Consider the following 15,020-nt stretch of genomic DNA (forward strand, 5'->3'; position numbering starts at 1 on the left):
AGCTATGTGTAGTACCTGCGGCTGTGCCAGCGGTGAACTTCGTATAGAAGGTATCAGTGCTGAACATACTCATCATTCCCATGAACATTCCCACGCTGACAGTCACGGGTTGCCTTTCGCACCTCGTCGTCTGGTCGATATTGAAATGGATGTGCTGGCGAAAAATAACCATATTGCTTTCCATAACCGCGAACATTTTGCTGCAGCGAATATTGTGGCATTGAATCTGGTATCCAGCCCAGGCTCCGGTAAAACCACCTTGCTGACCAGCACGTTGCGTCGTATGGCAACCCAGACAGACTGTGCGGTCATCGAAGGTGACCAGCAAACCACGAATGATGCTGACCGTATCCGTGCCACCGGCGTTCCAGCGATTCAGGTCAATACGGGTAAAGGCTGCCATTTGGACGCTCAGATGGTGCACGACGCGTTGCATCAACTATCACCAAATAATAACAGTCTGCTGTTTATCGAAAATGTCGGCAATCTGGTGTGTCCGGCCGGTTTCGATCTTGGTGAGCGGCACAAAGTCGCGGTGTTATCTGTCACCGAAGGTGAGGATAAACCGCTGAAGTATCCTCATATGTTTGCCGCTTCCAGCCTGATGATACTTAACAAAATTGACCTGCTGCCCTATGTCAATTTTGACGTCGAAACCTGTATTGCCAATGCGCGCCAGGTCAATCCTCAGATTGAAGTGATCCTGTTATCAGCGACAACAGGTGAAGGTATGGAACTGTGGCTGGCATGGCTGGAGCAACAATTATGTGCATAGGCATTCCCGGGCAAATTATTGCCCTGCATGAACAGCAACCGGGTAACGCCTGGGCTGAGGTTTGCGGGTTACGTAGGGAAGTGAATATTGCGCTGATATCTGAAGACGATCCTGAAGCACTGATTGGTTGCTGGGTACTCATCCATGTTGGTTTTGCCCTCAGTCGGTTAGACGAGCAGGAAGCTCTGGAAACCCTGGCGGCATTGCATGCCATGGAAGAAGTGGAAACGGATGTTGCTCTGTTCCTCGGGGCCGGGGAGACAAGATAATGCGTTTTGTTGATGAGTTTCGGGACCCGTTGCTGGCAAATACCTTGATTGAACGGCTGCATCAGCGGGCAGCACTATTGCCGTATAGCGCTGAGAAACCGATGCAAATTATGGAAGTCTGCGGTGGTCATACCCACGCTATTTTTAAATTTGGGCTGGATAAACTTTTACCTCCACAACTGGAGTTTATCCATGGTCCTGGCTGTCCGGTCTGTGTATTACCGATGGGGCGTATTGATGCCTGCTGCGAAATTGCTGCGCATCCCGAGGTGATTTTTTGTACCTTTGGCGATGCGTTACGGGTACCCGGAAAAAAAGGGTCTCTGCTCCAGGCCCGCGAGCGGGGGGCTGATATTCGCGTAGTTTATTCGCCCCTCGATGCGCTGAAGCTGGCACGTGAAAATCCCGCGCGACAAGTGGTCTTTTTCGCCCTGGGATTTGAAACTACGATGCCTGTCACTGCTGTCACTCTGCAGCAAGCAAAACGTGAGGAACTGACTAATTTCAGCGTTTTTTGTCAGCATATCAGCCTGATGCCAACCTTACGTAGTCTGCTTTCTCAGGAGGACGTCCGCATTGATGCCTTCCTTGCTCCCGGCCACGTCAGCATGATAACAGGCATTACTCCCTATCATTTTATCAATGAAGAGTTTGGTAAACCTCTGGTTATCAGTGGCTTTGAACCGCTGGATATGCTGCAGAGTGTGCTGATGCTGGTGGAGCAAGTTTGTGAGATGTCCTGTAAAACAGAAAATCAATACAGCCGGGTCGTCCCTCCGGAGGGCAATTTGCTGGCACAAAAAGCAATGCATGACGTTTTTACGCTGGCTGGAAGCAGTGAGTGGCGTGGGCTAGGCTTAATTGAGGCGTCGGGTATTTCTCTGACCAGCGCCTACGCGGACTTTGATGCCGAATGCCGTTTCAACCCACAGGCTCAGTCAGTCGCTGACGATCCGCGCGCTCGTTGCGGTGAAGTACTCACTGGACGCTGTAAACCCCATGAGTGCCCGCTGTTTGGAAGTGGCTGTACGCCACATAACGCCTTTGGAGCACTCATGGTTTCCTCTGAGGGAGCCTGTGCGGCGTGGTATCAGTATCGTCATCAGGAAACGACGACTGCAGAGAAACAGGCGTCCGGCGTTCGACAACAGAAGGTAAATCAGGATGCATGAGAGCAAAAAAGTCATCACTATGGCACATGGTAGCGGTGGCCGTGCCATGCAACAAATAATCGAACAGATGTTTCTGAGCGCGTTTAATAACCCTTGGTTGAATGAGCGGGAAGATGCTGCACGGTTATCCTTAGCCAGTCTGAGTGCGCAGGGCGACCGTCTGGCGTTTACCACTGACAGCTATGTCATTGACCCTGTTTTTTTTCCCGGCGGCAATATCGGCAAACTGGCGGTGTGCGGAACGGCAAACGATTTGGCAGTCAGTGGCGCAACCCCTGCTTATCTCTCTTGCGGTTTTATCCTGGAGGAAGGTTTACCGCTTGATGATTTGCAGACGATTGTCAGCAGCATGGCTCAGACTGCACGCGATGCAGGCATAGCGATTGTTACGGGTGATACCAAAGTGGTTCAGCGCGGTGCTGCGGATAAAATATTTATTAATACCACCGGAATGGGGGTGATCCCAGCGACGGTTAACTGGGCTGCAAGCGCGATTAAAGCCGGTGATAAGGTCATCGTCAGTGGCACATTGGGTGACCACGGAGCGACTATTCTTAATCTGCGCGAAAACTTAGGTATGGATTTAGGCGTGGAGAGTGACTGTGCGGTGTTGGCGCCGCTGATTGCCCCTCTGCGTGAACTCGCTGGCGTTCATGCTTTACGTGATGCGACCCGCGGCGGCGTGAATGCGATTTTGCATGAGTTCAGTGCGGCCAGTGGTCTGGGCATGTGTATCGATGAAAATAGCTTGCCAGTGAAACCGGCGGTGCGGGGTGTTTGCGAATTACTCGGGCTGGAACCGCTAAATTTTGCCAATGAGGGTAAAATGGTGGTGGTGGTCTCTGCCCAGGCAGAGGAAATGGCATTGAGTCTGTTGCGCAGTCACCCGTTGGGGATAGATGCCACAGTAATCGGTGAGGTGACAGAAAATCCGCAAGTGTGCTTGCGCGGTGCTTTAGGCATTTCTCGTCAGTTAATGTTGCCCCATGCTGAGCCTTTACCTCGTATTTGTTGATCTTGTCAGGGGCTCGACTACGTTGAAAGGAGTAAACTTTTTTCAGCGTCTTAATATTGAAGCAGCTTGTTTCCAATAATCGATGTTATTCAGAGCAAACACTATGCAGAGTTCCACTATGAGCGTCACAAAACACAAAGGATTACTGGAGCTGGCACGTACATTGTTGCAGCAACAGAATATGACCTCGCTGCTGGAAACCTTAACTCAGGTTATACAGACAGCAGGGATAGCGGATGCCGTAACACTCGTACTGTTCGATGAAAATAGTGCCCGTGTCAGCTTTTATGGTATCGATGCACAACGTCTGCCTGTGACCTACGAAGATGAAACGCTGCTTGCTGGCGGACCCGTACACGATTTGCTCACGCATCCTAAAACATCGGCCTGGAGCTGGGAAGCTTTACACTTTCGCTATCCTCAGCTGGCTGCGCTCAAACTTTATCCTGATTTTTCAAACTATTGTATGGTGCCTTTGCGGATCTCGACACGCATACAGGGTGGGTGTGAGTTCATGCGCCAGCATGGCGACCCCTTCAGCCTGGACGATCAGAATGGTTTATATGAGCTTTGTTTATTGACTGCCATTGCCGTAGAACAAATCCAGTTGCGTCAGAATGCTCTACACCAGCAGTCCATGTTGCGTCATGAACGCGATGATTTCCGTATTCTGGTGGATATCACTAATGCGGTATTGTCGAAACGCGATCTTGATGAACTGACCGGTGAAATCGCCAGAACCATCCATCATTTCTTCCATATTAATGCTATCAGCATTGTACTCTGTGATGCGGACAAAGAGAGTGAACAGGCCGATGTCTACTCCACGCATTATCTGTCCAGCCATATTGAGGAACGTGAACAGTCCCATATGATACTGGACGGTTCGCTGGAACAGCAGGTAATGAAAAACGGCAAAATGCTGCTGATGAATGTGAAGGCCGGGGAAGGGATTGATAGTGATGAAAATAAATTTTTCAATCGATTGTGGCGCGACCAAACGAAAAGTTTGTGCATGTTGCCGTTGTGCTTTGGCCATAAAACATTAGGCGTACTTGAGTTAGCCCGATGCCAGCCAGATAACTTTAATGCTGCAAACCTGCGGGTATTACAGCAAATTGCCGCGCGTATTGCGATTGCGGTGGATAATGCCCTGGCCTACCAGGAAATTAAAAGTCTTAAAGAAAAACTTCAGCACGAAAATCTCTATCTCACCGAGCAAATCAACAGTAACAACCCGAACTTCAGCGATATTGTCGGACGCAGTTCCAGCATGTCTGCGGTACTTAAGCAGGTTGAGATCGTCGCGAAAAGTGATTGTACAGTGCTTATTCTTGGTGAAACGGGAACCGGTAAAGAGCTGATTGCCCGGGCAATCCATGACTTGGGCGATCGTCGTCAGCAGCGTATGGTTAAAATGAACTGTGCGGCAATGCCAGCCGGACTCATGGAAAGTGATTTGTTTGGTCATGAAAAGGGGTCATTTACCGGGGCAACCACTCAACGCATGGGGCGTTTTGAACTGGCGGATAAAAGCACCTTATTTCTTGATGAAGTAGGGGAAATACCCATTGAACTACAGCCAAAACTTCTGCGTATTCTGCAAGAACAGGAATTTGAGCGCGTCGGTGGCAGTAAACTCATTTCGGTGGATGTCCGTATTATTGCGGCAACCAACCGGGATCTGGGGCAGATGGTAATGGATAAAGAGTTTCGTAGCGATCTCTTTTACCGGCTGAACGTTTTCCCTATTATGATCCCGCCGTTACGTGAACGGCCTGAAGATATTCCCCAGCTGGTGAAATTTCTCACCTATAAAATTGCCAAGCGTATGAAACGCACTATTGACAGTATTCCGTCAGAAACGCTTCGTCAGCTCAGCCGCATGCCGTGGCCCGGTAATGTGCGTGAGCTTGAAAATGTGATTGAGCGTGCGGTGCTGTTATCCCGAGGTACCGTGCTGGATTTACAACTTCCGGAAATAAAATATCCGTTAAATGTTGTGGCTTCAACACCTCCCCCGGCACCTATGGTGCATGAGGATGACGAGCGTGAGCATATTATTCAGGTATTAAAAGAAACGAATGGCGTGGTTGCCGGGCCCAGGGGGGCAGCGCAACGCCTGGGATTAAAACGCACAACCTTATTATCAAGAATGAAAAAACTGGGTATTAGCGTAAATTGAGGGTTTATTGCACTCAGAAAATATTCCAGACAGACTGGTCGTGATGATATTTATCACGACCCAAACCGCTAAGCTCGCTCTCTTTCTGAATTAAAAATGAACTCACATTTGTTTCATAGAACCTGTTTTTATGATTTTTCCTAATGAAAATACATAAATGGAAACATATTATGCCGGCATAAAAACACGTATATATGGAAACCTGCTTAATGAAAAAAACCTTTATCGCTTCAACAGTCGCTATCGCGACGCTTTATACCTGCGCTGTATCTGCAAACAATGGTGTCTATGTTACAGGTGAGTTAGGTTCATCTGTCGTTAATATTCACGATACCAAAGCAGATTACTCAGAAGCCGTTTCAGGTATTGTGGACTATCGCCAGACAACGAAACTGTCAAATACCAATAAGGGCGTTTTTAGTGGTGGTATTGCTGTCGGCTACGATTTTAACGACCAGGGTAAGCTTCCGGTAAGACTAGAGCTTGCAGCAAAATTCAGAGGGAACGCTGAAGGTTCGCAGACATTAACAGATGAATACGGCTATTCTGATACCGTCAAAAACAAAGTCCGAATGGACACTTATATGGTCAATGGTTACTACGATTTTTATAATTCATCAGACTTCACCCCTTATCTGACCGCGGGTGTGGGTTTATCGCGCCTGAAACATAAAATTTCAGATGGCAGCGGGGAATCTATGTCTGCCAGTGCAAATAATTTTGCCTGGGGTGTGGGTGCGGGTGTGAAATATGCCGTCACATCCAATATATCTGTCGATGCCAGCTACAGGTATGTGGATGGCGGGAAGGTGACCAACAGCAGAACGGATAATTTTGGTTCTTACACTGGAACGCTGGATACAACAACGAAAGCAGCTTCAAACGATCTTATGCTGGGTGTTTCATATAAATTTTAAAAAGTATGGGGGTATTAGCAGTATACGTACCCCCTGAACTGACAGGTAGTGGTAGTGTTATTTTTGCCACTACACCTCGAAAGTAAACTTAATGGCTCTGCTGTCGCAGATAAATTATCCAGTAAGTTATACCTACCAAAACTCCGCCGCCAATAATATTCCCGATGGTGACCGGAATTAAATTATCAGTAATAAATTGTGAAATATTGAGTGCCGGAAAGGCATCAGGGCTTTGGTGTATCTGTGACCAGAAACTGTCAGGTGAAAAATAGCGTATAATAACGGCTAAAGGGATCAGAAACATATTGGCAATGCTGTGCTCAAAACCACTGCAAACAAATACACTTATGGGTAACAGCATGGCGAATATTTTATCTAACAAAGTATGCCCGGAATAACTTAGCCATACCGCCAGGCAGACCATCATATTAGCAAGGGTACCGAGACAAACGGCTTCAAAGAATGTGTGATGCATTTTATGGTCGGCAGTCTGTAATACATTTAATCCCCACTGACCCTCACCGGACATCATTTGCCCTGAAGACCAAATCAGGGCAACAAAAAATAATGCGCCGACAAGATTACCAAAATAAACAATCAGCCAGTTTATTATCAGTGCTGGCCAGGATATCAGACCACTGGCTTTTGCCATCACAGTCAGTACGGTAGAGGTAAACAAATCGGCCCCCCCGACCACGACAAGGATAAGTCCAAGGGTAAAGCATATACCACCAAGAAATTTAACCGGGGCCGCAATGGGACCGGGTCCGCTGGTGACGGTGATATAGGCAACGAAACCGATTGAAATAAAAACCCCGGCAGTAATTGCCAGGAAGAATGACAGTGATTTCTTTTTCTTGGTTTTATAGAGACCGACCTGTTCAGCTATTTTGGCCATTTCCGGAGGAAGACGCAGATCAAATGAATTTTCAGTACTCATAATAACTCCTGCATTTTTTTGATGAGGCATTTTTTGCTGCGGTTTATATATCTATGGTAACGTTTAATTTATGGCGAAAATATCGATCCAAGTATCAAAAAAAGACATTGGCTAAATATTTTGTGTTTTATTTTTTTTGTTGTTGATTATTGATGATTCTTTGATTTTTATATAAAACAAAGGTGTTTGGGCTGTCAGAAATAGAGGGATGATTTAATACGCATTGCTAATTACTTGGATTAATTTCAGATGAGATTGGGGAGTGATCAGCAGATTGCTATTTTAAATATACTTTGAAAGTTAATACTTAATATCGCGGATGAACGCAGGAAATATCTAACGCACAGGCGTTAGATATCTCATGTGTCATTTCATCTTATTTTCGCGTTTGTCACAGGTGCAGATGATTATTTCACCGATGATCCGTTAATCTCCACTTGATAGCTTATCGCTGAATTATCTGAACCCGCAGCCCACGGCCAGTCAAAATGCGGTGAAGCCGTAGAGTGGTCGGTATGCAGTACTACGGAAGCCGCATTTTCCAGGATTTGAACCACTGGCTGGGGAATATGGGTCCCCATCACCAGCATCAGTACCAGTAAAATCGCCATCGGGAGGGTAGTCAGTATGCCCAGTTCACCTTTGCGAGTCGGTTCTGGTGCCTTACCAAACAGAACACAGCCGACCATACGGACCAGGCCGCCAAGGACCAAGGTTAACAGCAGTAACAGAATTATGGTCAGCCAGATATGGTCTGCACTCAGACCTGCAATCACCGTCATAAATTCGCTGAGGAAGACGTTAAACGGCGGCATACCGCCCAGAGCCAGCGCACCACCTGCCAGCAGCAGCGCCGAGAAAGGCATCACTTTTAGCATTCCTCTGGCAACGGTCATATCCCTGGTTCCGTATTTCAGTAAAACATTACCTGATCCGCAGAACAGCAGGGTTTTACCCAGGCTATGATTAAGGGTATGCAGCATGGCAGCAAGAATACCCAATGGGCCACCGATACCCAGTGCAACAGCAATCAACCCCATGTTCTCGACAGAAGAGTAGGCCAGCAAGCGTTTAATATCATTCTGTACCAGGATAAAAAAGGCTGCGACAGCGACAGATAACATGCCAAACACCACCAGCAAGGTGCGGGTGAAATGGTCGCCAATCGCCTGATTGATAATAATGTTATAGCGAATGATCACCAGCAGTGCGCAGTTAAGCAGGGCGGCTGAGAGCAAGGCACTGACAGGACTTGGTGCTTCACTGTGGGCATCGGGAAGCCAGGCATGCATCGGGAACAACCCTGTTTTGGTGCCAAAACCGATGAGTACAAAGACGAACGCCAGTTTCATCAGCGTTGGATCGAGTTCTGAGGCATGCTTCAGGACTTCGGTCCAGAAAATCGCATCATTCGGGTCAGGAAGAAGCGTTGTCGCGTTGGCGTATACCAGGATGGTGCCAAATAAACCAAAAGCGACGCCGACGGAGCAAATGATAACGTACTTCCAGGCGGCTTCCAGAGAGGAACGCTTGCTGTAAGTTCCCACCAGAAATACTGAACTCAGCGTAGTCGCTTCAATCGCGGCCCACATCATAATCAGGTTATTACTGGTAATCACCAGCAGCATAGTGAAAATAAACAGATGGAAGAAGCCGTAGTAGTGACATAATCCCTTCACACTGACAGCGCCGTCGTCAACCTCATGGCGCATATAGCCGACAGAGTAGAGCCCGGTGATAAAGCTTACGATCCCAAGAATCGCTAAGAACAATGCGGTAAGACTGTCGAGATGGAGCCATTTATCGGCCACCAGCATGTCGCCCTGCTGATAAATTAGAGTCACGACCCATAGGGTCTCTGCCAGAATAGCGACAATTCCAATTGAATGCAGTGCTGTTGTCAGTGCGCGCGCAGTATCACCTGCCAGACGGCAGGTAAAGTTAAGTATTGCGATACACAGTGGTGTCAGCAGCAAAATTAATAGTACGGATGTTGTACTCATTCCGTTACCCCTTTAGCGCTGTCAGTTGGTCGACACTCAAGGTATTCAGAGTGCGCCAGATTTTACGAGCCAGTACCGCCATGATAATGACAGCAAAAATTGCGTCAGTGGCGATACCAATTTCGACCAGTTCCGGGGCTTTATTCGCCAGTAAGGCCAGAGTCAGATGCGAACCGTTTTCCATCAGGCAGTAACCGAATACTTGCTTGAGAATATTGCGCTGCGTGACAATGCAGAGAATACCGAGCAGGAAATGGCCGAGCGAAACGGCGAGGGCAGGTTTTAGCTCCGCAATCAGCGGTATTTGTACCGGCTCAACCACAAACCAGCACAGCACCACGATGATTGCGGTGAACAGCATTAATACGGGAAAGCCTATAACGCTGCCCTCATGTTCCGGGTCGCGCATATGACGAAACGCATAGCCCATAATGACAGGAACCAGAACCACTTTAGTAATAAAGGCACTGATCGCCCACATATAGAGACTATGTGCGTTAAGGGTGTAGGCGAGGGTGATAAAAATAGTCACCAGTATTAACGACTGCAGCGCATAGAACCAGCAGGATACGGTGGGGCGCTTTGCCCCGATAACTACCAGCGAAGTTAACATCATTAACCCCGCAAGGTTATTGATAATCAGTGAACCAGTCATACTCATTCTCCCTTATCCAAGCCAGCTAATAGCGATAACACTGGAGCAGAACGACATCACGATCAGGACCAGCAACACCAGACGCATTGAGTGTGGTAACGGTGAGGCCTGAATCAGCTCCTCATTAGGTTCTCCAGGAACCACACGACCAAACCAGTAAATAAGCCAGGCAAAACTGGCGACTGATTCAATCAACACCAGTAGCATCAGCGGCGTCATGACCCAAAATTCGCTCGACATTTCAAAACCTGCAGCGAATACCGGGAATTTACTAAAGAAGCCGTTCAGCGGAGGCACACCGGCAATAGCCAAGGCGGCAACACAAAAACCGATTCCGACTAAGGGCATTTTGCTCAGTATCCCCCGTAACCGCGGCAGCATACGGGTGCCACAGCAGTAACTGAGAGACCCCGCCACAAGGAAGAAGAGGCTTTTCGCAAAAGCGTGGTTAAAGATGTAGGCAATACCACCATCAAAGGCTTCTTTTGAACCGAAGATAGCAATCGACAGGGTGAGGAACATATAACCCAACTGGGTGATAGTTGACCAGGCCAGCAACCGTTTCATGTCTTTTTGCGGCAGATACATCATAAAGCCGTAAATAATGGTGAGGGTTGCCATCACCATACCTATCCAGCCGATGATATGAGGTACGTGACCTGATTCATAAATGGCGCGAGCGAAGATATAGACCCCCACTTTTACCATCGATGCTGCGTGTAAATAGGCACTGACAGGCGTCGGGGCTTCCATTGCATCGGGTAGCCAGGCTTGCATCGGTAACTGCGCTGATTTACCCCAGGCAGCAAACATAATACCGCCGAAGACCAGCAGAGCTGGTGTCCCTTCCAGTTGCGACATAGCGCTCAGCGCAAAGGTTCCTGTCGTGATAAACAGCGTTGCGGCGGCAATAAATAGCCCTAGCGAAGCAACGTGGGTGATCAGCAGAGCTTTCATCGCTGAACGCTGCGATTTCTCTGTCTGGTAATAGCCAATTAATGCCCAGGAACAGCCACCGGTAATTTCAAAAAACAGTAGCTGTCCGAGAATGGTTGATGAGAGCACCAGCCCGACCATCGCACCAATAAACACCAGCAGGAAGGCGTAGTAGCGATTCCCCCCTTCATCCGCATGTTCGCGGTTACCCTCGTTAAGGTAGCCGAGGGAGTAGATGCTGACCAGTAAGCCGAGAAACACCACCGCGAAGACAATCAGTGTACTGATGCGGTCAAAAATAAAGCCAAACAGGGCAATATCACCGTAGTGCAGCAGAGTGATTGTCAGGTCAGCTTTATCATTGGCCAGAAATTCCCAGCCCAGCAGCAGGGTTCCCAGAGTCGCCAGCAAGGCAAACAAAGTACAGACCCACTTGGCAATCAGTTTAGGAGAACAGGCGGTCAATAATGCGCCAATAAAGGGTAGCAACAAAGTTGCCAGCGCCGTATTGGTCATAAAGGATGAACTTTCCATAACGGTTTCCAGGCTCCTTACAGACCAGTTAAATAAAATACAAAGGAGAATGCTGCAACGCCGAACCCAATCCAGGTCACCTGGTGGGTCAGCAGAAAACGACCACGTGCCAGGGTATTTTCAAAAAGAGAGGCGAGGATAAAAATGACCAGTAGCTTGATAAGCATCAAAACCAGCGCCAGCCCCAGCGCACCCAGGGTCATTTCCGCCGCTTTTCCAAACGGAATGAAGATAGCGAGAAAGAGTTCTGCTACCACGACCTGTTTCAGGCCTATCCCCCATTTCACCAGAGCCAGACCCGAGCCGGAATATTCAGTCAGAGGACCTTCCTGCAGCTCTTGCTCGGCTTCGGCGACATCGAACGGGATTTTGCCCATTTCGATAAAGCAGGCAAAAGCACAGGCCAGAAGCGCCAGTAAAGTTGCGGTAGGAGCACTCCAGCCCGCGGTTAGCGTTGCGCTGATGGTGCCAATATTGGTCGACCCGGCGATAAGTGCTACCACCAACAGACCCAGTATTAATGTGGGTTCCACCAGCACGCCGAGTGTCAGCTCGCGACTGGCACCGATACCGGCAAAAGGACTGCCTGTATCCAGCCCGGAGAGCGCAAAGAAGAAACGAAACAGGGCAAACAGATATAACAGTGTGATGATATCTCCGGCACCGCCGAAAGGAGAGGTGAGGGTGAAAACCGGGAGTGTCATTGAGACCAGCAGCATACTGCTGAGCAACACCCAAGGCGTCACACGGAAGATAGCGCCTGACTGCGCGGGCGCTACGTCCTGGCGTTGGAGCAGTTTAAAAATATCTCGGTAGTCCTGCCAGATACCCGGCCCGCTACGTGAGTGCATGACGGCCCGGATCTGACGTGAAATACCGGTAAACAGCGGTGTCAGAAATAACAGGACAGCGGCCTGAAAAAGCGCAAAGATGCCCATCATTAGCGACGGTGATTCTTGTAATGTCATGGTTTCTCCCCTCACATCGCAACAACTAACAGCAGCACCACCAGTGCTGCGACGATATACAGGCAATAGAGCCGGAAATCTCCACTCTGTAAGCGTTGTATCTGAATACCTGCCCGTCGAACCAGACGAACCAGAGGATAGATAATTTTCTCATCCCAGAAGGGTTCGGTTACCGCTGCGCCGGCGGTTGTTGTTTGTAATGCACGGGATAGCAGTGGGGTCGGATCCAGCTGTTTACGCAGACGATAGAGCGCGCTGAACATCGCGCGTAATGGCTGAGTGACACCACTGGTTGAGGTAGACATCTGTGGAACCCAGTCGTAACCACATACCCAGGGTTGTCCACGGCGACGAAATGCAGGCTGATTACCTTTAACCACAAGCCAGACCAGTAACGGAAGAACGGGTAGGGCGATGAGCAGAATAAAGGTCAGTACAGGAGACAGCATCGCTTGTGATGTTTCTGCCGGCATCAGCAGTACACCCTGAGCAACAGTGACGTGCTGAGTACTGGCCAAAGACATTGCAACTTGAGAAATCACGGGAGCAATCACGCTGGCTCCCAAGCCCAGCAATACGCAGAGAAGCGCTAAGAACAGCATGGCAGAGGTCATCTGCCAGGGGACTTCACGCGCCTGGGCGGCTTTTTCACTGCGCGGTCCGCCGCAGAAGCTCACGCCATACACTTTGACAAAGCACATGGCTGCCAGCGCGCCGGTGATAGCCAGCATAATGATAGCGACGGGCGCACTGACTCGCATCAACCAGTTACCGTCATGGCTCATACTGAACAGCGACTGATAGGTATACCACTCACTGATAAACCCGTTTAACGGCGGCAGCGCAGAGATGGCCATACAGCCGATTAAAAATGCACTCGCTGTCAGGGGCATCAATTTGCCGAGCCCCCCCATTTTGTCCATATCTCGGGTATGAAGGCGAAAAATAACGGCACCAGCGCCCAGAAATAGCAGCCCTTTGAAGACCGCGTGGTTGAGTAAGTGATAGAGCGCACCTAACAAACCAATCACCGCCAGTACCGGATGGTGAGTAGCGATACCGGCCATACCGACGCCGACCCCCATCAGAATGATCCCGATATTTTCCACCGTATGCCAGGCCAGGAGGCGTTTGATATCGTGTTCTGCCAGCGCATATAACACCCCAAGAACGGAAGAGACTGCGCCAAAACCTAAAACGACAATTCCCCACCACAGTTGTGGTGCACCCAGTAAATCGATACCGACTTTGATTATCCCGAAGATACCAATCTTGACCATGACACCGGACATTAGCGCGGAGGCATGAGAGGGGGCTGCCGGATGAGCACGAGGAAGCCAGCTGTGGAGTGGCAGCATACCCGCCTTGGCACCAAACCCCAAAAATGCCAGTAAAAACACCACCGATGCACTTACCGGTGAGAGTTGCAGATGGCGGAACGATTCAAACTCGAGACTGCCACTTTCCCGCCACATCAGGAAAAAGGCGATCATAATCAGGACCGAACCGGCATGAGCGATAAAAAAGTAGAGCAGACCAGCACTCACCGACTCATCGTCCTGGGAAGAAATAACCAGAAACCAGGAAGCCAGAGACATAGCTTCAAACAGAATGATGAAATAGAAGGCGTTATCCATTACCACCAGCCCCACCATCGAAGCAATAAACAGGTTCATAAAGAACCCCATGCTTCCGGCGCCTTTACCTTCATATTCCCGCACATAGGCGATGGAATAGAGTGAACAGACGATAACCAGTAGCGAAATTACCGCGACCATAAAGGCAGCAAGCATATCGAGACGGACGCTGAACGTGGCGAAAGGAAACAGCCCCTGGGTGGTATAAAGCTGAATATCCCCGCTAAGTAATACCGGAATAGCACTACATAAACCGAGAACGCCACCGATAATTGCTGTAATAGCCGTAATATTGATCGATGCCCTTTCCTGGCGGGCCATGATTAAGGCAAGTACGGCGCCGATGAGATAAAGCATGACCGACCAGTGAAGTAGTTGAAGTGAATCCATCGTTATTTTTCTCCTTCCTGGTGTTCAGCAAATTTCGTCATATTCGAAGGTTCCGACATCGATGCGCGTCGTTTTTCCCTGTTGTTTTCACGAACAGTTGCGTGATTGACCAGATGGATGGTTTTAGTCGTACAGACTTGGATACAGCGGCCCCCTTTACTGTATCTGTACGTTATTGGTGTGGTCTTATCTTCGACCCTTACCAGGATTTGTCGGGGGAGTACCTGTAATCCCTGTCTTTTAGCGGTTGCAGTACAATCCGCTATACCGGTATGACAGTGAATGCCAGGCTTGGAGCCCGCAATTACCAAGCGGTTCATGTTCAGTCCTCAGATTCAGACGACAAAAATAATAAGCACACTGAGATAAAGCATTAATCATGCCATTATATTTTTTGTATTATTATTCAATTGGTTGGGTGTTTTTTCTTAAGTTGAGTGGTGTTTTTGAAGCAATTTCAGAGGCGGGTTCGACACTTTTGATGGTCATAGACTCATACACAGTGGTTTTATTGCCAGAAAGAGCGGCGTTTATTAGGAAAGCAGCGGCTCTCTCCGCCCATACTGACAGGATAATGAGGCGTTTTTTTTCGGTGACAGCCCTGTGATTACTGGAAATTGCGGA

13 protein-coding genes are annotated in these 15,020 nt (G+C 48.8%); 6 read left to right on the top strand and 7 right to left on the bottom strand.

Features of this window, described 5'->3' with window-relative positions; all coding sequences use genetic code 11:
• Positions 1–4: 4 nt before the first annotated feature.
• From hypB to Q1A40_RS09475, 6 genes are all read left to right on the top strand, one after another.
• Entirely contained in the window at positions 5–775 is a 771-nt protein-coding gene (gene hypB / locus Q1A40_RS09450; protein WP_299999530.1) for a hydrogenase nickel incorporation protein HypB, read from the top strand.
• Complete coding sequence (hypC, locus tag Q1A40_RS09455) at positions 766–1,044, top strand: HypC/HybG/HupF family hydrogenase formation chaperone (RefSeq protein WP_299999531.1); 279 nt, start codon at positions 766–768, stop codon at positions 1,042–1,044. Before hypB ends, hypC begins: the two co-directional genes overlap by 10 nt.
• The gene (gene hypD, locus Q1A40_RS09460; RefSeq protein ID WP_299999533.1) at positions 1,044–2,216 is read left to right on the top strand and encodes a hydrogenase formation protein HypD; all 1,173 of its coding nucleotides are present in this window, start codon (positions 1,044–1,046) and stop codon (positions 2,214–2,216) included. The genes hypC and hypD overlap by 1 nt, the downstream gene beginning before the upstream one ends.
• Positions 2,209–3,231, top strand: coding sequence for a hydrogenase expression/formation protein HypE (gene hypE, locus Q1A40_RS09465; RefSeq protein WP_299999535.1), 1,023 nt, complete (start codon positions 2,209–2,211; stop codon positions 3,229–3,231). The genes hypD and hypE overlap by 8 nt, the downstream gene beginning before the upstream one ends.
• Before the next feature lie 118 nt (positions 3,232–3,349).
• Positions 3,350–5,416 (top strand): formate hydrogenlyase transcriptional activator FlhA, encoded by a 2,067-nt coding sequence (flhA, locus tag Q1A40_RS09470; RefSeq protein ID WP_299999537.1) that lies wholly within the window; start codon positions 3,350–3,352, stop codon positions 5,414–5,416.
• Positions 5,417–5,625: 209 nt separating this feature from the next.
• Complete coding sequence (locus Q1A40_RS09475) at positions 5,626–6,333, top strand: outer membrane protein (RefSeq protein WP_299999539.1); 708 nt, start codon at positions 5,626–5,628, stop codon at positions 6,331–6,333.
• Between the two features lie 88 nt (positions 6,334–6,421).
• Here Q1A40_RS09475 and focA read toward each other — a convergent pair whose 3' ends face one another.
• From focA to Q1A40_RS09510, 7 genes are all read right to left on the bottom strand, one after another.
• A complete protein-coding gene (gene focA, locus Q1A40_RS09480) occupies positions 6,422–7,273 on the bottom strand; it encodes a formate transporter FocA (RefSeq protein ID WP_299999541.1) in 852 nt (283 codons plus the stop codon).
• A 407-nt stretch (positions 7,274–7,680) separates the two neighbouring features.
• Positions 7,681–9,276 carry a hydrogenase 4 subunit F gene (locus Q1A40_RS09485; RefSeq protein WP_299999543.1) on the bottom strand — a complete coding sequence of 532 codons (1,596 nt, stop codon included), beginning with the start codon at positions 9,274–9,276 and terminating at the stop codon, positions 7,681–7,683.
• Between the two features lie 4 nt (positions 9,277–9,280).
• Positions 9,281–9,931: a hydrogenase 4 membrane subunit gene (gene hyfE / locus Q1A40_RS09490; RefSeq protein WP_299999544.1), complete on the bottom strand. Its 651-nt coding sequence runs from the start codon at positions 9,929–9,931 to the stop codon at positions 9,281–9,283.
• Between the two features lie 12 nt (positions 9,932–9,943).
• Positions 9,944–11,401 carry a hydrogenase 4 subunit D gene (locus tag Q1A40_RS09495; RefSeq protein WP_299999545.1) on the bottom strand — a complete coding sequence of 486 codons (1,458 nt, stop codon included), beginning with the start codon at positions 11,399–11,401 and terminating at the stop codon, positions 9,944–9,946.
• A gap of 17 nt (positions 11,402–11,418) precedes the next feature.
• Positions 11,419–12,369 (bottom strand): respiratory chain complex I subunit 1 family protein, encoded by a 951-nt coding sequence (locus tag Q1A40_RS09500; RefSeq protein WP_299999546.1) that lies wholly within the window; start codon positions 12,367–12,369, stop codon positions 11,419–11,421.
• Between the two features lie 11 nt (positions 12,370–12,380).
• Positions 12,381–14,396, bottom strand: coding sequence for a hydrogenase 4 subunit B (gene hyfB / locus Q1A40_RS09505; protein ID WP_299999548.1), 2,016 nt, complete (start codon positions 14,394–14,396; stop codon positions 12,381–12,383).
• Between the two features lie 2 nt (positions 14,397–14,398).
• A complete protein-coding gene (locus tag Q1A40_RS09510) occupies positions 14,399–14,716 on the bottom strand; it encodes a hypothetical protein (RefSeq protein WP_299999550.1) in 318 nt (105 codons plus the stop codon).
• Positions 14,717–15,020: the final 304 nt, after the last annotated feature.

The sequence above is a fragment of the uncultured Cedecea sp. genome, from assembly GCF_947498825.1.
Classification (GTDB): Bacteria; Pseudomonadota; Gammaproteobacteria; order Enterobacterales; family Enterobacteriaceae; genus JGM124.